This window comes from Longibaculum muris (assembly GCF_004343035.1).
GTDB classification, from domain to species: domain Bacteria; phylum Bacillota_I; class Bacilli_A; order Erysipelotrichales; family Coprobacillaceae; genus Longibaculum; species Longibaculum muris.
On record NZ_SMCQ01000009.1, the window covers coordinates 81,969 to 100,711 of the forward strand.

Here is an 18,743-nt window from a genome sequence, read left to right on the forward strand (position 1 = left end):
AAGAATGGCAAAAGTTCTAGATATAAAAGATTTATATGTGTCGTTCGATACATATGCTGGTGAAGTCCAAGCTGTTAGAGGTGTTTCTTATTCAGTTGATGAAGGAGAAGTTTTAGCAGTCGTAGGTGAATCAGGATGTGGAAAATCTGTAACTGCACAAACTATCATGAAATTAAATCCAATGCCACCTGCACGTATTAAAAGTGGAAGTTTAACTCTTGGAGATATTGATATTATTAACACTCCTGAGGATGATATGCAAAAAATTCGTGGAAAAGAAGTGAGTATGATTTTCCAAGATCCAATGACTTGTTTGAATCCAACTATGAAGGTTGGTAAACAAATCGTTGAAGCTATCGTTCATCATCAACGTTTATCAAAAGAAGAAGCACATGCTAAGGCTATTGAAATGTTGGAAAAGGTACAAATACCAAATGCTGAAGAACGTGCAAATCAATATCCACATGAATTCTCAGGTGGGATGAGACAACGTGCTATGATTGCAATGGCACTCTCATGTAATCCAAAATTATTAATTGCTGATGAACCAACAACAGCTCTTGATGTTACAATTCAAGCACAAATTATTGATTTATTAGCAAATATTAGAGATGAATTAAATACAGCAATTGTATTGATTACCCATGACTTAGGAGTTGTTGCTTCTTTGGCTGATAAGATTGCTGTTATGTATGCTGGTAAAGTTGTTGAAACTGGATCAGCTGATGATATTTTCTATAATGCGTCTCATCCATATACAGTCGCATTATTGAACAGTTTACCAAAACACGATACGAATAAATCTGACAAATTACAATCTATTCCAGGTACACCACCTGATTTATTAGATCCACCTAAAGGATGTGCATTTGCTTCACGTTGTGAAAAATGTATGAAAATTTGTCGTCATAAACAACCACCAGTCTTTAAATTGAATGATGGACATGAAGCTGCTTGTTGGCTATTACACAAAGATTGTCCTAAAGAAGGAGGTAAGTCTTAATGGCTGAAGATAAAGTTTTATTAAAAATCGATAACCTTTCAAAACACTTTAGAGTCAGTGGTGGAATTTTAAAAGCCGTAAATGGTGTCAGTCTTGAAATTAAAGAAGGAGAAACTCTTGGTTTAGTAGGTGAATCAGGATGTGGTAAATCTACTCTTGGTCGTGTTGTTATGGGAATTTATGAACCTACAGAAGGTCATATTATTTATGATGGTCAAGAAGTTCAAATTAAGAAATCTAAAGATCGTTTAGCTTATGCAAAACATGCACAAATGATTTTCCAAGATCCTTATGCTTCTTTAAATCCACGTATGACAGTTGAATCTATTATCGCTGAAGGAATGGAAATCCATGGATTATATACTCCTGAAAAGCGTAAAGAAAGAGTTCATGAATTATTGGAACTTGTTGGTTTAAATAAAGAACATGCTAACCGTTTCCCACATGAATTCTCAGGTGGTCAACGTCAACGTATTGGTATTGCAAGAGCCTTGGCAATTGAGCCAGAATTCCTTGTATGTGATGAACCAATTTCAGCCTTAGACGTTTCTATTCAATCACAAGTTATTAACTTATTGATTGATTTACAAAAGAAATTAGGGTTAACTTATTTGTTCATTGCCCATGACTTAGATATCGTACGTTATATTTCTGATAGAATTGCCGTTATGTATTTAGGTCACTTAGTTGAATTAGGTACAAGTGATGAAATTTATTCACATTCTATGCATCCATATTCTGAAGCATTGTTATCTGCTGTACCTATTCCTGATCCAAAATTAGAAAAAGAGAAAAAGCGTATTATTTTAAGTGGTGATGTCCCAAGCCCAATTGATTTACCTGCTGGATGTCCTTTCGCAGGTAGATGTCGATACGCTACAGATAAATGTCGTGAAGAAAAACCAGCTTTGAAAGAAGTAAAACCAGGACATTTTGTCGCATGTCATTATCCAATTCAAAAAGATTAATACCTTATTATATAAATAAAAAACCTTGATTAAATCAAGGTTTTTTTGTGTTTGATTAATTTTCTAAGAAAACTTTATAAGCAAGATATCCTTCATAAACATCAACTTTAGATACAATTTCATATGGGGCATGCATATTTAATACTGCAATTCCAGCATCAATAACATCCATATTATAGTTACCAAGAATATAGGCGATAGTACCTCCACCACCTTGGTCTACTTTTCCAAGTTCTGCTGTTTGGAAATGAATCTTAGCTTCATCCATAATTTGTCTTAATTTTGCCATATATTCAGGATTAGCATCGTTGCTGCCACTCTTTCCACGAGCACCAGTATATTTATTAAAGACAATACCATTACCTAAATAAGCAGCATTTTTAGCATCATTAACTTCTTTATATAAAGGGTCAAATCCAGCACTTACATCACTTGATAACATTTGTGAATTTGTCATTGTACGTTTTAATGATAAATAAGAATCATCACCACATAAATGTAAAAGTTCAGCAATTGTATTTTCAAAGAATAGAGATTGAGCACCAGTTGCTCCAACACTACCAATTTCTTCTTTATCAACTAAAATACAACAAGAAGTATAAGTAGGATTATTTGTTTCTAAGATAGCCATTAATGATGTATAAGCACAAACACGATCATCATGTCCATATCCTAATATCATACTTCTATCTAAACCAAAATCTCTTGCTTTTCCACTAGGAACAACTTCAATTTCAGCACTTAAGAAATCTTCTTCTTCAATATCATATTTTTCTTTTAATAATTTTAATACATTAGCTTTTACAGCATCTTTTTCTTCACTATCTAAAGGAATACTTCCAACATTAACGTCTAAGTTTTCTCCTTCAATAACTTTATCAGCTGTTTTTTGTAATTGAGTTGCTGATAAATGGATTAATAAATCAGTAATTCCAACAACAGGATCATTATCATCTTCCCCAATAACAACATCAATAACACTACCATCTTTTTTAACAACAACACCATGTAAAGAAAGTGGAATAGTTACCCATTGATATTTTTTAACGCCACCATAGTAGTGAGTATCTAATAAAGCAAAACCATCACTTTCATATAGAGGATTTTGTTTTAAATCTAAACGTGGTGAATCAATATGAGCACCTAAAATTCTCATTCCTTCAACTAAAGGTTTTTCACCCATTACAAATAAAGCAATATTTTTTTTCTTATTAACAACATAAACCTTATCACCAGCTTTTAAAGAATCAAATTCACTAATATCTTTAAAACCATATTCCTTAGCTAAACGAATAGAAGCTTTCACACAAGCTCTTTCTGTTTTACCTTCAGAAATATAAGCTTTATATCCTTCATTAAAATCCATAACATTTTTATAATCTTGATCTTGATATTTACTCCAAGTATTTTTTGCGTACATTTTTATTCCCCCAAACTCATTTCGATAATTTTTAATAAGACTTCAACTTGTTTATTCATCATTGTTAATGAAACATATTCAAAAGGACCATGAAAATTAAAACCACCAGTTCCTAAATTAGGACAAGGTAATCCCATATATGTTAAATTAGCACCATCAGTTCCACCACGAATAGGAACACTCACAGCATCAACACCACATGCCTTCATCGCAGCAATAGCATTATCAACAATATACATATGTTCTAAAATATGTTCTTTCATATTTAAATAACTTTGATCAATTTTGACTTCAACCATAGCATAACCATATTTTTGATTTAAGAAATCCGCAATATTTTTGAAATCCTGACATTGCTTTTTAGCTAAATCTAAATCATGATTACGGATAATATATTCCATAACAGTTCTTTCACAGCTTCCATGAATATCATGTAAATGATTAAATCCTTCATAACCTTCAGTTGCTTCTGGTCTAGCATGTACCAGTAACATAGCATCAAACTCTTGTGCTATATGAATAGAATTAATCATTGCATTTTTAGCAGAACCAGGATGAATACTTTTTCCAGTGATTTCTACAACTGCACTAAACGCATTAAAGTTTTCATATTCAATTTCTTCAATATTACCACCATCAATAGTATAAGCATATTCAGCTGGGAATTGTTCAAGTGCAAAGTTCTCTGTTCCGCGTCCAACTTCCTCATCAGGTGTAAAAGCGATTTGAATATCATTATGCTTAAATTCTGGATGACTTAAAAGATATTCAGCCATCTGCATAATAATTGCAACACCAGCTTTATCATCAGCTCCTAAAAGTGTTGTTCCATCAGTCGTTATCAAATCATGATGAATAACATTTAATAAATCAGGAAATTCATGAGGATCTAAAGCTAATCCTTTTTCTTGATTTAAAACAATTGTGTCTCCATGATAATCTTGAATCAATTGTGTATGAATCTGATTTCCAGCAGCATCAGGAGATGTATCCATATGCGCAATAAATCCAATGACTGGGCCTTGATGATCATTATTAGATGGAATTGTACCATAAACAATACCAAATTCATCTAAACGAGCATTATCAATTCCTAAACCCTTCATTTCATCAACTAAATAACGTGCAAGTTCTAATTGCTTCAATGTTGAAGGTGTCAAAGAAGATTTAGGATCAGATTGTGTATCAAAGCTCACATATTTCAAAAATCTTTCTTGTATGTTCATAAAATCCCTCACTTTCTTGTCTACACACTATTATACATGGATTATCCAATATATGCCATGCATATCACTTAAAAATTAAGATATTCTTATGCTTAAAAGAGATAAAATGATATAATAAAAGAAATAAAAAGGAGTTATAAATATGAATGAGACAATAAAACAATTATGGGAGCGTAAATCAGTAAGAGAATACACAAATCAACCAATAACAAATGAAGAAAAAGAAATGATATTACAAGCTGCATTACAAGCACCCACTGCTGGGAATATGGCACTTTATTCAATTATTGATATTCAAGATCAAAAGTTAAAAGATGAATTAGCTATTCGATGTGACCATCAGCCATTTATTGCAAAAGCACCATTAGTGTTGATTTTCTTAGCTGATTATCAAAAATGGTTTGACATTTTTCAACACTATACAAGTGATGAAGTAAAAATTGAAGAATCAGATTTATTATTAGCTTGTGAAGATTGTATGATTGCGGCTCAAAATGCAGTTGTAGCGGCACAGTCGTTAGGAATAGGAAGTTGTTATATTGGAGATATCTTAGAAAACTTTGAAGCTAATCAAGAATTGCTTCATTTACCTCAATATGCAATTCCTTTATGTATGGTTGTTTTTGGAAAGCCAACACCTTCTCAAATCAATAGAAAGAAACCAACTCGTTTTGCATTAGAAGATATGGTGAGTGTTGATTATTATCGTGAAAAAACAACTGAAGAAACAATTCAAATGTTTGAAAAACAAACTGGAAAAAGCGGTGAAGATCTAGAAAAATATATCATAGCTTTTGCAAAAAGAAAGTTCTATGCTTTATTTAGAGAAGAAATGAATCGTTCATCTAGGGCTATTATTCAACATTGGATAAAATAAAAAACAGCGCATGCTGTTTTTATTTTGGATCTTTAATTTTTTTAATTGATTTATCGGTGACTTCGATATGATTACGATAAAGTGAAATATTAATAACACGACTTCCTACAGCATATATTAATGCCATACTTGGCACAGCAATTAATAAGCCAAAGAAACCAAAGATATTACCAAATAAGACTAATGATAATAAAACATATAAACCAGAAATACCAACGGCACCACCAACAACTCTTGGATAAATAACGTTAGCTTCAAATTGTTGAATAATCACAAAACAAATAGTAAAGATAATGGCTTGTGTTGATTCAACAGCTAATACTAAGATAAAGCTTACTCCAAAACCAACATATCCACCAAACATTGGAACTAAGCTAGAAACACCAATAATAAAAGCTAACAATTCAGGAAATGGTAAGCCAGTTAATTTAAAACCAACATACATTAATGACATGAGAATACAACATTCTAATAATTGTCCAGAAACAAATCCATTAAAATAATGATTTGCTTCAGCACCAATATCAAAAATTACTAATGATTCTTTATAACCAAATAAGAAAGTCACAATTTTCTTTAATTGTCTTAAATGAGTTTCCTTATTAGCCAGTAAATAAAGTGACATAATAAATGAAGTCACAGCATTAATAAAGAAACCAAAAATACCAATAGATTGAAAAATTAAGTTAATACCTGCATTTCCTAAAATATTACCACTCTTTGATAATAAGCTATTTAAATCTAAACTAGATAATGCTTGTTGAATAGATTCATAATTAATTGCATAATTAACATGAAACTGAGCCAAAGCATCATTGATTAAAGTAACCAACCGATTAGAATAATTAAAGATATTAGAGATAATCAAACTAATACTTTCACCTAAACGAGGAATAATAAATGAAGAAAATAAAACAATAAGAGTTATTGCTAGAATCAGTGTCGTCGCAATTGATAATCCTCTTTTTAAACCATGTCTTTTAATTTTCTTACCATAGAGATGTTCAATCTTACGCATTGGAATATTTAAAATAAATGCAATCACAATTGCAATATATAACGGTGTCGCAAGCGACAATATATAACCAATAGTCGATAAAACTGTTTTGTAGTTAAATACAACGAATGCTAATAAGATAGTATAAGTGATATAAAGCATTGTTTTGTTGTTTTTGACAATATGTGTTTTGTCGATCATAATTTCACCTTCTTTAACCACTTTATCATAACATAAAATCAATAAAATGTGTAGTTGATTGTGTATTGTTAAAAAACATGTTAAAATATGACAAAGAAGGTGAATGCAATGAAATTAACAAGACAAGCGCAAGTTCTTATCTTTGCAATAATGGTTGGTATTTTTTTATGTGCATCCTATTTATTGCTAGGGAAACAAGAACAAGAAAAACCAGTAGAGAAACAAGCACAATATACAATGAAACTTGTATTAGAAGATACACCTATTGTTTCAACTTATATTGATTCAATATCCCAAGAGAAATCTTCTTCAAAATATCAAAAATATGACATTGAAGTGACAAAAAGAACAAAGATTAAAGATTATACTTTGTCAGCGAATCAAACATTTTCTAAATATATACAACCATTAGGTCCTAATGGTAAAGATAAATTAATAAAAGGCTCAAAAAATATAATATCTCACTATGCTTATTCAATGTTGTTGAAAGGTGATATTTTAGAAAAAACAAATCTTTCAACAAAAGAAAAAACATATGAAATTGTTAATGCATATATAACTTATAATCAAATTCCATTGACACTCTTAAGTGATAATTCTAATGTTTCTATTGCTAATCAAAGAAAAACAAAAGAAAAGATTGTAAATTTACAAGAATTTATTGATTCTTTAAAGAGTGTTGATAAAAGAGACAAGATGTTAACTTGGTAGAACTATCTTTGATAGTTCTTTTCTTAAGAAAAGGTGATAAATAATGATCTATTTTACAAGTGATTTACATTTAGGACATAAAAATATTATCAAGCTGACAAATAGACCGTTTGTAAATGTAGAGGAAATGAATGAAGTTTTCATTCATCATTGGAATCAGAAAATTCAAAATAATGATACGGTTTATATTTTAGGTGATTTTACCTTTAAGATGAGTGTATTAGAGGCACATAATATAATAAAACAACTTCATGGTCATAAGATTTTAATAAAAGGAAATCATGATAAGAATATAGATGTTTCTTTGTTTGATGAAGTGTGTGATTTTAAAATCATTAAATATCATAAACAGAAGTTTATTTTAATGCATTATCCATTATTAGAGTGGCCGCATTATTTTCAAGGTGGGATTCATCTTCATGGACATCAACATAATCATAGAGATTATAATGAATTGATGAGAAGTAAAGGGATAAGAAGATATGATGTAGGTGTTGATGCTAATGAGTTTTATCCAGTATCTATTGATGAGATTATAGATTTTATGGAAGGAAGTAATGAATCAAATAAATTGTAATTTTAATGGGTTGGTTATATAATAAAAAAGATAAATGAAAGACATGTTAGGAGGAAGAAAATGAAAGCTATAGTTTTAATTAAAGAAGGCTTTGAAGAAGTTGAAGCTTTAAGTGTTGTTGATGTTTTAAGACGTGGAGAAATGAATTGTGAATTAGTTGGTATGGATGCTATGAGAGTGACAAGTTCACATGGTATTGAAGTGAGTATGGATAGACTTTTTGATGAAACAGCTTATGATGCTGATGTTGTTGTTTTACCAGGAGGACTTCCAGGTGCAAGATCTTTACATGATGATGAAAGAGTTATTGATTTATTGAAGGATTTCAATGAAAAAGGAAAATGGATTGCAGCTATTTGTGCTGGACCTATTTCTTTAGAGAAAGCTGGAGTTGTAGATGGTAAAAAGTATACATGTTACCCAGGATTTGATAAAGAAATTCCTTCAGGTATTTATCAAGATACATTGACTTATGTTGATCAAAATATTATTACTGGACGTGGACCTGCAGCTTCATTCCAATTTGCTTATACAATTTTAGAAAAAATGGGGAAATCATCTGAAAAGATTGCTGAAAGTATGCAATATCCTTATTTAAAAAAATAGAGATTCATTTGAATCTCTTTTCAATTACCCTTGTAAATGCAAGGGTATTTTCTTGGTTATAGGCTTCATTATAAATAAAACCATCAATTTGTAATTGTTTTAATTCATCTAAAGTTGTTATTTCTTTTAAAATCATTTGATTTAACATTTGACCACGAGCTTTTTTTATAATCATAGCATTTCTTTTAAGTTTTTGATCTTCAATTTCAATAAAATCAATAAAGTAGACATGGGGATGATGTAACATATCGGTAAATTCCTTACTTGCAAGAGAGATAATAAAATCTTCATTTTCAAAGTGTTGGTAGATAGGAGTATACCAGTATTCATATAGATTGATATGATTTGGTTTCATTGTCATATCTAAACGGTAATAAGAAATAGCGGTATTATATTTTAAGATACCATAATAAGCACATAAAATTCTTAAATTCTCAAGATATGCTAAGTGCTGTGAATATAAAGAAAGTTCAAGTTGTTTAAATACAGTTCCAGAAAAGAAAGCTAAAGCAGGGTAACTAGCTTGTTTTTGATGATAATAGTCATAAACTTTTAGAGCTTGTTTATAGGATATTTTCATGAGTTCACAAAGCTGTTCATCATTGTAATGACTCAGTTGTTGATGTAAATAGTTTGTTTCTTTTTCAAAGAGTATAGGGGTCAAAGACCAATCAACTTTTTGTGGTTTCATAGTTTTACTTGGCGCAATAACAATTTTCATAAACTTCACCTCGACAATATTATAAAGTAAAACTTATAATACGCAAAGAAATATGATATAATCTTTGCGGGTGAAAAATATGAATACTATAATTATAAATAAAATATTAATGCATATGCTGGACTTTGAACATCGTAAAATCTATCATTCACAAAATTTTGTTGATATGAATGAGACTTCAATTGATTATTATCGTAAAAAAGTAGAAAAAGCTTTAAATTCTCCAACTATGAAAGAATTAACAGTAGGTTCACTACATGAAATGATGTTACGTTGTGAAAAGATGGTTGAAAGTGATGAAGAATTTATTAAACAAGCACATGAAATAACTGATAAGTTATTTACTTTAGGAGCTGTTATTGAAGAAATGCCTAATAGTAACGTATTATACGTTGATTGCTATAAAAATGGTGAAAGATACATGGCAGTTTTAAAGTTAAACTATCGTACAATTCCTATGAGTGTTGTGGAAGAAGGAAATGTTCGTATTACTAAGCAACAAGTCTTACCAATGATGGGTTCAGCAGTGGATGAAGCAATTATTATGAATTGTGATCAAAAACAATTGTTCTTAATTGAAAAGAAATATACGATTGATGGAAAACCTGATTTTTATTTAAATCCACAATGGATTAAAGGTGAAGAAAAATTAACTGATAAACAAAAGATATCAACAATGAAAAAAGTTATTAAGAAAATGGATGATATTTATAATGTTAATGATGGAAAAGCTTTACCTTTAATGAAACAAGAAATTCAAGAAAAAATTGATTTGAATCAGCCAGTTAAGCCATTAGAGGTTGTTAAGAAAGTATTGGAAAAAGATTATCAGGCTCAAGAAGAAAGTGAAATTATGATGAAGGATTTGGGAATTGGTGAGGAAGATCAAATTCAAAGTTTATCATTAGCAGCAATGGATATTTGTAAGTTGGTATTAGATGATGAAATTGAAGTAAAACTACCAATTGAGGAATATCTTTCTGGTAATCGAGTTGAAAAAATAAAACAAGATGATGGCACATATTCGATTGTTGTTAAGGATATTAATGAGGTTATTGTAAAATAGACTTAAGATTTCTTAAGTCTTTTTTGTAGGCTTTGTGAAGGTTCTTTGGTATAATGATTTTATATGAGAAAAGAGGGATTGTGTGGATTTATTAAGGGATAAGGATGTTATACAAATCGTCCGTAATATGTTGGATTTAATGGATAATCGGCTAGTGAATCATGGCGAAAGGGTAACATTTTTAATGACAAAGCTTATGGAAGAACTTGGTTATTCACAAGATGATATCTTTTTAGGAGCAAAATTAGCATTATTTCATGATATTGGTGCCTATAAGACAGATGAAATAGATAATTTGTTAAGTTTTGAATCTCATGATGTTTGGGAACATGCTATTTATGGATACTTGTTTTTATCAAGAATGTCACCATTGTCGCAACATGCTGATTGTATTTTGTTTCATCATTTAGATTATAATAAATTATTAGGAATTGAGTGTTCGAATAAAGACTTGGCAAGTTTGATTCATTTTTGTGATCGTATGGATGTACTTTTACAAAGTCATAAAAATGTTGATGATTATTTTAAAAGTCAGTTAAAAAATGGAAAGTTTCAACAAGATCATATAGATGCCTTTTTTAGATTAAATCAAGATAATCGTTTATTAAAACGAATATTCAATGGTGAATATCATCAAGATATGGATGAATTATTTAGTCGCTATATTTTTAGTCAAGAAGAAAAACATATGTATTTATGTATGTTGGCTTATTCAATTGATTTTAATAGTGAATTTACAGTTATACACACGATTATGACAACATCATTAGCCCAAGAAATTGCTAAGTTCTGTGATTTAAGTGAGCATGAGATTCAAAAGATTTATTATGGGGCATTATTGCATGATGTGGGAAAGGCTTCAATTCCAATTAAAATATTAGAAAAACCAGGCAAGTTAACGGATGAAGAAATGCAGATTATGCAGGGACACGTTTTAGGTAGTGAGAAGGTATTACGTGGTTATGTACCTGATGATATATTACAAATTGCAATTAGGCATCATGAGAAACTAGATGGCAGTGGTTATCCTTATGGATTAGCGAAAGATGATTTGTCTTTAAGTGAATGTATTGTTGCTGTGGCAGACATTTTAAGTGCTTTATTAGGAAGAAGAAGTTATAAAGATCCTTTAAGTGTTGATAAGGCTATGTCAATTATTTGTGAGATGGCTAAAGATGGTTTGATTTCTCAGGAAGTTGTTGATACTTTTGTCGAACATCAAGAAGAAATATTAATGAATACAAGACAACATTCTCAGGAATTAAGAGAAATCTATGAGTCAATGCAAAGTGATTATGTTCATATTAGAGAAGAAATTAGAAAATATTTACTGTAAAGGTATTATGATAAACATAATATCTTTTTCTATATTGACAAAAATAATATATATGGTATATTGTAATCATAATGTTATAACATTACAACAAAATTAACATTATGAGAGGAAGATAAAAATGAAATACGAATTTCCACAAGATTTTAAATGGGGCTCAGCCGTTTGGGCTCAAGGAACTGAGGGGGCTTTTGATAAGGATGGTAAAGCTCCTACAGTTTGGGATGAATACTATCGCTTGTCACCAGAACGCTTTTATAATGAAATTGGACCTAGTGATACATTAAACTGGTATGAAAATTACGAAAAATATGCACAACTTGCTCAAGATATTGAACATAATAGTTTTAGAACTTCTATTCTATGGGCACGTCTTTTACCAGATGGAAAAACAGTGAATGAAAAAGCTGTGACTTATTATAAGAATATGTTTAAAGCTTTTAAGAATAGAGGAATGGAATTATCAATTGTTTTATATTGGTTTGATATGCCTTTGTTATTTGAAAAACAAGGTGGATTTACGAATCGTGATGTGATTGATTCTTTTGTTTATTATTGTGAAAAATGTTTTGAATTATTTGATGGGTTGGTTGATATTTGGTATATCTATAATGAACCAATTGTTGATGTTGGAATTAAATATTTAAGAGATATGTGTTATCCTAATAAAATTGATTTTAATCTTACTAATCAAGCTATTTATCATATGGTTATTGCTCATGCAATGGTTGTTAAATGTTTTAAAGAAGGTCAATACAATGGAAAGATTGGTTCCGTATTAAATCATCAGCATATCTATCCAAGAAGTCAAAATACTGGCGATTTAGAGGCCGCACATACACTGGATCTGATGACTCAATTATGTTTTGAAGATCCATTACTTGCTGGAGTTCTTAATGAAGAATGGATAGCCTTTTTAAAAGAACATCATGTTATTATTGAAATACAAGATGGTGATTTGCAGTTGATTAAAGAAAATAAAATTGATGTCTTAGGATTAAATATTTATCATCCAACACGAGTAAAATGTTTAGATTATCTAAGAAATCCTAAGGCTCCTATCACTTTTGATTCATTTACAGAAGAATATCAAATGCATGGTAGACAAATGAATAAAGATCGTGGTTGGGAAATTTATCCAAAAGTTGTCTATGATACATTAATGTTAATGAAAGAAAAATATGGGAATCCTGAAATGCGTATTACTGAAAATGGTATGGGGGTTCAAGATGAATATCGTTTTAGAAATCATGCGGGTCAAATTCAAGATGATTATCGTATTGATTATGTTAAAAAGCATTTAATTTGGGCATATCAGGCTATTCAAGATGGAGCTAACTTAAAAGGTTATAATATGTGGTCTTTTATTGATTTATGGTCACCATCTAATCAATTTAAGAATTGTTATGGTTTTTATGAATATGATTTAGAAACTGGTGAAACAAAGAAGAAAAAAAGTGCTGATTGGTTTAAACAAGTGACTTTAAATAATGGATTTGAATCAGAATAGCATTAATTTCACAAAAATTGGAATAATTAGTGTATAATAAAGTTAACAGAAGTGAAAAGGGGTGAAGATATGAAACTTAGTTTTCAAAGTGGTCAAAAGCCGTTATGGAGTCAACTCTATGATATATTAGAATCACGTATTTTAAATGGAGAATATAAAGAAGGAGAAGTTCTTCCTAGTGAAATGTCTTTAATGGAAGAATTTGGAGTATCAAGAGTCACAGTGCGTCAAGCAATGGATAAATTGATTAATGCTAAACTTATTTCTAGAAAGCGTGGAAAAGGGACTATTGTTTTAAAACGTGAAAATACAGTTGCAACTTCTTTTCAATCTTCTTTTAATGGTGTAAAAGAAACAAATAATAATAATGATCGACGTGTTATTGGAGTTGAATATACAACTCCACCAATAGATGTTGCTTATTATTTTGGAATTTCAGTTAATGTGCCTGTTTTAAAATTAACAAGACAGACTTATGTTGATGAAAAACCTGTTACACATTATGAAACTTATATTAACCCAATTGTTCCAGTAGATGAAAAGACTGATTTTAGTGGTTCTATGTATGCTAAATTAGAACAAGCAGGATATCCAATTACACATGTAAAAGAGAAAATAACGGCCACTCTGATGAGTACAAAACAAAAAGAGCTATTTCAAATCGCAAAGAAAAATGAAGCTATTATGAATCGTACAAGAATGGGGAGTTCTAATGATTTACCTATTGAGTATACATATTCACAATATGTTGCAAATGGATATGAATTAGTAATTGATTTAAAGTAATAAATAACTGCCTGAAAGGGCAGTTATTATTTTTCTTTTAAATGTTATAACATTCTAACATAAAAGTGTTGCATTCATAACATGTTGTGTTATAATAATATTGTAATGTTATAACATTTGTAGAGGAGGAGAAATATGGATAAATTAAATAAAGTTCTTGAAAAGTATTTAGTACCAATAGGAAGTTATTTGTCAAGTAATAAGTACTTGCAAATTTTAAGAAAATCAATGTTAGCAATTATGCCTTTAACAATTGCAGGATCAGTCGTTTTGATTATTAATAGTTTCCCATTTATTGATAATGTTGTTCCAGCAGCAATTATGACAGAAGTAAGAAGTTTATTGGGAATTATTTCTAGTGTTTCGTTAAGTTTGGTTGCCTTTTATTTAGCAGGAGTTGTCAGTTATTACTATGCTAAAGAGGAAAAGACAGAACCATTATTTGCGATGATTGTTGGAATCAGTTCTTTCTTAATTTTAACCCCATTAACATTAGAAGTCGAAGGTGTTAAAGATTTAATTACTAATGTTATTCCTATGAGTTGGTTAGGTGGTAAAGGTTTATTTGTTGCCTTAATTACTGGTTTCTTATCAGGTTATGTTTTCAATACATTATTAAAAAAGAATTTAACAATTAAATTACCTAGCAGTGTTCCACCAATGGTTGCAGCTCCATTTAGAATATTAGTTCCAGCATTTATTACATTCCTTGTATTTGCTATTATTAGATACGCTTTCACATTTACTCCATATGGCAATGTTCATACTTTATTCTTTGATGTTTTACAAACACCATTGATGAAGTTAGGAGCAAGTTTACCAGCAATGATTGTGATTGTTATATTTATTCAAACAATGTGGTTTATGGGATTGCATGGTCAAAGTATTACAAAAGCTGTTATTTTACCAGTTTGGGAAGCAGCAACGTTTGCCAATCTTGCAGCTACACAAGCCGGATTAAAACCAGAGTATATTTTTACAACACAATTCCATGATGTATTTATTCCAATCCAATTTACATCATTAATTATTGCATGTTTATTAGTATCAAAAAGTGTTCAATTGAAATCAGTCGCAAAACTTTCAGTTGGTTCAGCTATTTTCAATATCTCAGAACCAGTTGTATTTGGGGCACCAGTTGTTTTAAATGTTATGCTTTTAATTCCTTGGGTATTGGTTATGGTTGTCTTTGTCTTAATTACTTGGGGTGCAATGGCTAGTGGATTATGTCCTTATCCAACAGGTGCTGTTATTCCTTGGACAACACCACCATTTATTTCTGGATATTTAGCAACAGGTTCAATTATGGGTGTTGTAGTTCAACTTGTGAATTTTATTGTAGGTACTTTGATTTATATTCCTTTTGTAAAAATGTATGATAAGCAATTATTAAAAGATGAACAACTTCAAGTAGAGGAGTAGACTATGAAATATAATCCAGGATTTAATATTATTCCTACATATAATCCTTTAGGATTTGAATATGGACAAGGGGTATTTGGACCAATTGTTGAAAATCGAACATTGGAGGCAATTAGACAGAATCTTATGGATCCACAAAGTCAAGGTCCAGAGATTGTCTATTCCATTGCGATGGATGTAGGGAATAATCAAGATAAACAAGCTATGCTTGAAAGAAATCTTTTATATGGTGCAGTCACATATGCAAAAGGAACAATAGGAAAAGAACCAGTTCGTTCGCAGGGACACATTCATGCTGTGTCTCAGTCGTGTGGAATGTCAACTTGTGAAGTCTATGAAATATGGAGTGGTGAAGCTTATATTTATATGCAACAAACAGCTCATGATAATCCTGGGAAATGTTATGCAGTGCATGCGAAACCAGGTGATGTTGTGATTGTTCCACCAGGTTGGGCACATGCAACGATTGTTGCTAATCTTCAAGAAAATTTAACTTTTGGCGCATGGTGTGTGAGAGATTTTGGTTTTGATTATACAGAAGTTAGAGCACATCAAGGTGTTGCTTGGTTTCCAGTTGTTGAAGGGAACCAAATCAAGTTTATTGCTAATGAAAATTACAAAAAAAGTGAGCTTGTTATTAAGAAACCACGTATTTATGAAGAATTTCAGATTGAAAAGGGAATACCTATTTATCAACAATTTGTCGACAATCCAGATAAATTCTTATTTGTCTCTCGTCCACAAATTGCTATGGAAATATGGGAAAATTTTATCCCATAAAAGGAGAAGATTATGAAAGTGATAGAACCAGAAGTTATACATCATATTGCAGATAGTGTTATTGAAGGTGAAAAAGTAGAAAAATATAGTAAAAAATATCATGAGGTTGCATATCTTTATGAACAGCCAAGGGAAGATGATCCGATTGTTTATGAGGTCTATTCATATAGCAAAGGAGAAAATATTTTGGGTAATTTACAGTGGGGATTAACTGTTTTGAAACCAGTTTATTCTTTTGATGAATGTAATATGACAAAAGGACATTTTCATGAAAATAAAGATTGTGCTGAAATTTATTTTGGGATTGCTGGTGAAGGGCTATTGTTATTGATGGATGAAGATGGTGAGACTTGGGCTGAAAAAGTATATGAGGGATCTTTACATCATATTGCTGGAACAATTGCTCATCGCTTGGTTAATATTGGTGAAACTGATTTAAAGGTAGGAGCATGTTGGCCTACTGCAGCTGGTCATGATTACCAAGCAATTGAAAGAAAGGAATTTGGATACAGAGTTTTTAAAAGAAATGGTGAAGTGAAATTTATAAAAAGATAGGAATGAGAAAGATGAATTATGATAAATATCCTGAAACTAAGATTATTGGATTTGATGATGATGTTTTTGAAAATCAACAACAAATTAAAGAAAAAATAATGACTTATAAAAGTTATGAAGATTTTTGTTTGACAGTTGAATGTTATCCTGGTGTAGATGATGAAATTCTAGATTTGATTCAAGACGTTTATGAACCACGTTTTGTGATAAGAAGTGAAGATATCTTTTATGATAAAGATAAATTAAATGAAATGATGGCTTCTCATTTAACAGATGATCGTGTACGTGGGGTTATGTACTATGGAAAAATGGAAGATTTTGTTGATGATAAAAAATTAGAAGCGATGAAAGAAGTTGCAAAGTCACATGGAAGGATTCTTATTTATGGAGTAGGTGCAAGTCTTATTTCAAGAGGTGATATTTATATTTATTGTGATTTAGCACGCTGGGAAATTCAATGTCGTTATCGTAAAGGAATGCCAAATTTTAAGCAGGATAATAATGATGAAGATTCATTAAGAAAAATTAAAAGAGGTTTCTTTATTGAATGGCGTATTGCAGATAAACAAAAAATGAAAATGTTTGATGATATTGATTATCTTCTTGACAGCAATATCAAAAATCAACCAAAAATGATTACTGGAGAAGCTTTAAGAGAAGGATTAAAACAAATTGCTAAGCAACCATTCCGTTTGGTTCCATATTTTGATCCTGGAGTATGGGGTGGACAATGGATGAAGGAAGTCTGTGGGTTAGATTCTAAGCAGGATAATTATGCTTGGAGTTTTGATGGTGTTCCTGAGGAAAATAGCTTGTATTTAAGATATGGACAAACGCGAATTGAAATTCCTGCTATGGATTTAGTGTTATATCAACCAGTAGAATTATTGGGAATGAAAAATTATTGTCGCTTTGGTGCAGAATTTCCTATTCGTTTTGACTTTTTAGATACAATGGGTGGTCAAAATTTAAGCTTACAAGTTCATCCATTGACGGAATATATTAAATCACATTTTGGTATGACTTATACTCAAGATGAAAGTTATTATATTTTAGATTGCCAAAACGGTGGAGGTGTTTATTTAGGACTTAAAGATAATATTAGTCCTGATCAAATGATTCAAGATTTAAAAACTGCTCAAGCAGGAAAAGATAAGTTTCATGCTGATAAATATGTAAACTTCTTTGAAGCTAAAAAACATGATCATTTCTTAATACCTGCTGGAACAATTCATTGTTCATCAGCTAATTGTATGGTTTTAGAAATTAGTGCTACGCCTTATATATTTACCTTTAAATTATGGGATTGGGATAGATTAGGATTAGACGGCCTCCCTCGTCCAATTCATATTGAAGATGGTGCAAAGAATATTCAGTGGGATCGTACAACCAAATGGGTAAAAGAAAATCTTGTGAATAATATTCAAATGATTCATAATGATGATGACTATAAAGAAGAAAAAACAGGACTTCATGAATTAGAATTCATTGAAACGAGAAGATTTACAACACAGCAAAAAACTTATCATGATTGTCATCTTGGTTTCCATATGTTGAACCTTGTTGAAGGAAGCCAGGCAGTTGTGGAAAGTCCAACCAATGCATTTGAACCATTTATTGTACATTATGCAGAGACTTTTATTATTCCTAGTGCAGTTTTAGAATATACAATTCGTCCATATAATGATAATGAAACAATTAAATTTATAAAAGCATATGTAAGAGCATAAAAACGCACAAGAGTGCGTTTTTGTATTTATGCAAATATATTTATTTTGAATTTACAGAGTACTCTTTTTTGACTTTGTGGTATAATAAAGCAAAAGCAGGATGAGAATATATAGAAATAGAAGTTGATTATTAATATAAATGTAAAGAGATATTTTTGAGAATACAGAAATCTGTGGTTCTAGAAGTATCTTAAAATTTAGATTTTAGAGGTAAACAGTCATAACCAAAACAACAATAACAATGATTAAATAAA

18 protein-coding genes are annotated in these 18,743 nt (G+C 30.5%); 14 read left to right on the forward strand and 4 right to left on the reverse strand.

Annotation, left to right across the window (positions count from 1 at the left end):
• Nucleotides 1-4 precede the first annotated feature (4 nt).
• Both EDD60_RS07910 and EDD60_RS07915 read left to right on the forward strand, forming a co-directional pair.
• Nucleotides 5-1,003 (forward strand): ABC transporter ATP-binding protein, encoded by a 999-nt coding sequence (locus EDD60_RS07910; RefSeq protein ID WP_066445783.1) that lies wholly within the window; start codon nucleotides 5-7, stop codon nucleotides 1,001-1,003.
• Entirely contained in the window at nucleotides 1,003-1,971 is a 969-nt protein-coding gene (locus EDD60_RS07915) for an ABC transporter ATP-binding protein (protein ID WP_066445781.1), read from the forward strand. Before EDD60_RS07910 ends, EDD60_RS07915 begins: the two co-directional genes overlap by 1 nt.
• 55 nt (nucleotides 1,972-2,026) lie before the next feature.
• Here EDD60_RS07915 and EDD60_RS07920 read toward each other — a convergent pair whose 3' ends face one another.
• Both EDD60_RS07920 and pepT read right to left on the reverse strand, forming a co-directional pair.
• A complete protein-coding gene (locus EDD60_RS07920) occupies nucleotides 2,027-3,391 on the reverse strand; it encodes an aminopeptidase (protein WP_066445779.1) in 1,365 nt (454 codons plus the stop codon).
• Nucleotides 3,392-3,393: 2 nt separating this feature from the next.
• Nucleotides 3,394-4,617, reverse strand: coding sequence for a peptidase T (pepT, locus tag EDD60_RS07925; RefSeq protein WP_132226354.1), 1,224 nt, complete (start codon nucleotides 4,615-4,617; stop codon nucleotides 3,394-3,396).
• A gap of 142 nt (nucleotides 4,618-4,759) precedes the next feature.
• Between pepT and EDD60_RS07930 the strand changes: the two genes are divergently transcribed.
• A complete protein-coding gene (locus tag EDD60_RS07930) occupies nucleotides 4,760-5,494 on the forward strand; it encodes a nitroreductase family protein (protein ID WP_066445776.1) in 735 nt (244 codons plus the stop codon).
• A 19-nt stretch (nucleotides 5,495-5,513) separates the two neighbouring features.
• On the opposite strand, the gene EDD60_RS07935 is transcribed toward EDD60_RS07930, so the two are convergent.
• Entirely contained in the window at nucleotides 5,514-6,692 is a 1,179-nt protein-coding gene (locus tag EDD60_RS07935; protein WP_066445775.1) for an AI-2E family transporter, read from the reverse strand.
• Nucleotides 6,693-6,800: 108 nt separating this feature from the next.
• Between EDD60_RS07935 and EDD60_RS07940 the strand changes: the two genes are divergently transcribed.
• Genes EDD60_RS07940 through EDD60_RS07950 form a run of 3 tightly spaced genes read left to right on the forward strand, consistent with a single transcriptional unit; the run spans nucleotide 6,801 to nucleotide 8,586 of the window.
• Nucleotides 6,801-7,403, forward strand: a complete 603-nt coding sequence (locus tag EDD60_RS07940) for a hypothetical protein (RefSeq protein WP_243646657.1) — start codon at nucleotides 6,801-6,803, stop codon at nucleotides 7,401-7,403.
• Between the two features lie 43 nt (nucleotides 7,404-7,446).
• On the forward strand, nucleotides 7,447-7,980 hold the full coding sequence (locus EDD60_RS07945) for a hypothetical protein (protein ID WP_066445774.1): 534 nt from the start codon (nucleotides 7,447-7,449) through the stop codon (nucleotides 7,978-7,980).
• A gap of 60 nt (nucleotides 7,981-8,040) precedes the next feature.
• The gene (locus tag EDD60_RS07950; RefSeq protein ID WP_066445772.1) at nucleotides 8,041-8,586 is read left to right on the forward strand and encodes a DJ-1 family glyoxalase III; all 546 of its coding nucleotides are present in this window, start codon (nucleotides 8,041-8,043) and stop codon (nucleotides 8,584-8,586) included.
• Nucleotides 8,587-8,590: 4 nt separating this feature from the next.
• Here the strand turns inward: EDD60_RS07950 and EDD60_RS07955 are convergent, their stop codons facing one another.
• Nucleotides 8,591-9,307 (reverse strand): YaaA family protein, encoded by a 717-nt coding sequence (locus EDD60_RS07955; RefSeq protein WP_066445766.1) that lies wholly within the window; start codon nucleotides 9,305-9,307, stop codon nucleotides 8,591-8,593.
• Nucleotides 9,308-9,386: 79 nt separating this feature from the next.
• Here EDD60_RS07955 and EDD60_RS07960 point away from each other — a divergent pair, with 79 nt between their 5' ends.
• The 8 genes from EDD60_RS07960 (at nucleotide 9,387) to EDD60_RS07995 (ending at nucleotide 18,489) form a co-directional block, all read left to right on the forward strand.
• On the forward strand, nucleotides 9,387-10,373 hold the full coding sequence (locus tag EDD60_RS07960; RefSeq protein ID WP_066445764.1) for a nucleoid-associated protein: 987 nt from the start codon (nucleotides 9,387-9,389) through the stop codon (nucleotides 10,371-10,373).
• A gap of 82 nt (nucleotides 10,374-10,455) precedes the next feature.
• On the forward strand, nucleotides 10,456-11,709 hold the full coding sequence (locus tag EDD60_RS07965; RefSeq protein ID WP_066445762.1) for an HD domain-containing phosphohydrolase: 1,254 nt from the start codon (nucleotides 10,456-10,458) through the stop codon (nucleotides 11,707-11,709).
• Between the two features lie 118 nt (nucleotides 11,710-11,827).
• Nucleotides 11,828-13,216 (forward strand): glycoside hydrolase family 1 protein, encoded by a 1,389-nt coding sequence (locus EDD60_RS07970; protein ID WP_132226355.1) that lies wholly within the window; start codon nucleotides 11,828-11,830, stop codon nucleotides 13,214-13,216.
• A gap of 69 nt (nucleotides 13,217-13,285) precedes the next feature.
• Nucleotides 13,286-14,002, forward strand: coding sequence for a GntR family transcriptional regulator (locus EDD60_RS07975; RefSeq protein WP_066445757.1), 717 nt, complete (start codon nucleotides 13,286-13,288; stop codon nucleotides 14,000-14,002).
• 135 nt (nucleotides 14,003-14,137) lie between these two features.
• A complete protein-coding gene (locus EDD60_RS07980; protein ID WP_066445750.1) occupies nucleotides 14,138-15,424 on the forward strand; it encodes a PTS sugar transporter subunit IIC in 1,287 nt (428 codons plus the stop codon).
• A gap of 3 nt (nucleotides 15,425-15,427) precedes the next feature.
• On the forward strand, nucleotides 15,428-16,204 hold the full coding sequence (locus EDD60_RS07985) for a glucose-6-phosphate isomerase family protein (protein WP_066445749.1): 777 nt from the start codon (nucleotides 15,428-15,430) through the stop codon (nucleotides 16,202-16,204).
• 12 nt (nucleotides 16,205-16,216) lie between these two features.
• A complete protein-coding gene (locus tag EDD60_RS07990; RefSeq protein ID WP_066445747.1) occupies nucleotides 16,217-16,759 on the forward strand; it encodes a glucose-6-phosphate isomerase family protein in 543 nt (180 codons plus the stop codon).
• Between the two features lie 11 nt (nucleotides 16,760-16,770).
• Nucleotides 16,771-18,489 (forward strand): class I mannose-6-phosphate isomerase, encoded by a 1,719-nt coding sequence (locus EDD60_RS07995; protein WP_066445744.1) that lies wholly within the window; start codon nucleotides 16,771-16,773, stop codon nucleotides 18,487-18,489.
• Nucleotides 18,490-18,743: the final 254 nt, after the last annotated feature.

Coding starts and splice junctions, on each gene's coding strand:
- EDD60_RS07910 (WP_066445783.1), top strand. CDS start 5: ATGGCAAAAGTTCTAGATATAAAAGATTTATATGTGTCGTTCGATACA.
- EDD60_RS07915 (WP_066445781.1), top strand. CDS start 1,003: ATGGCTGAAGATAAAGTTTTATTAAAAATCGATAACCTTTCAAAACAC.
- EDD60_RS07920 (WP_066445779.1), bottom strand. CDS start 3,391: ATGTACGCAAAAAATACTTGGAGTAAATATCAAGATCAAGATTATAAA.
- pepT (WP_132226354.1), bottom strand. CDS start 4,617: ATGAACATACAAGAAAGATTTTTGAAATATGTGAGCTTTGATACACAA.
- EDD60_RS07930 (WP_066445776.1), top strand. CDS start 4,760: ATGAATGAGACAATAAAACAATTATGGGAGCGTAAATCAGTAAGAGAA.
- EDD60_RS07935 (WP_066445775.1), bottom strand. CDS start 6,692: ATGATCGACAAAACACATATTGTCAAAAACAACAAAACAATGCTTTAT.
- EDD60_RS07940 (WP_243646657.1), top strand. CDS start 6,801: ATGAAATTAACAAGACAAGCGCAAGTTCTTATCTTTGCAATAATGGTT.
- EDD60_RS07945 (WP_066445774.1), top strand. CDS start 7,447: ATGATCTATTTTACAAGTGATTTACATTTAGGACATAAAAATATTATC.
- EDD60_RS07950 (WP_066445772.1), top strand. CDS start 8,041: ATGAAAGCTATAGTTTTAATTAAAGAAGGCTTTGAAGAAGTTGAAGCT.
- EDD60_RS07955 (WP_066445766.1), bottom strand. CDS start 9,307: ATGAAAATTGTTATTGCGCCAAGTAAAACTATGAAACCACAAAAAGTT.
- EDD60_RS07960 (WP_066445764.1), top strand. CDS start 9,387: ATGAATACTATAATTATAAATAAAATATTAATGCATATGCTGGACTTT.
- EDD60_RS07970 (WP_132226355.1), top strand. CDS start 11,828: ATGAAATACGAATTTCCACAAGATTTTAAATGGGGCTCAGCCGTTTGG.
- EDD60_RS07975 (WP_066445757.1), top strand. CDS start 13,286: ATGAAACTTAGTTTTCAAAGTGGTCAAAAGCCGTTATGGAGTCAACTC.
- EDD60_RS07980 (WP_066445750.1), top strand. CDS start 14,138: ATGGATAAATTAAATAAAGTTCTTGAAAAGTATTTAGTACCAATAGGA.
- EDD60_RS07985 (WP_066445749.1), top strand. CDS start 15,428: ATGAAATATAATCCAGGATTTAATATTATTCCTACATATAATCCTTTA.
- EDD60_RS07990 (WP_066445747.1), top strand. CDS start 16,217: ATGAAAGTGATAGAACCAGAAGTTATACATCATATTGCAGATAGTGTT.
- EDD60_RS07995 (WP_066445744.1), top strand. CDS start 16,771: ATGAATTATGATAAATATCCTGAAACTAAGATTATTGGATTTGATGAT.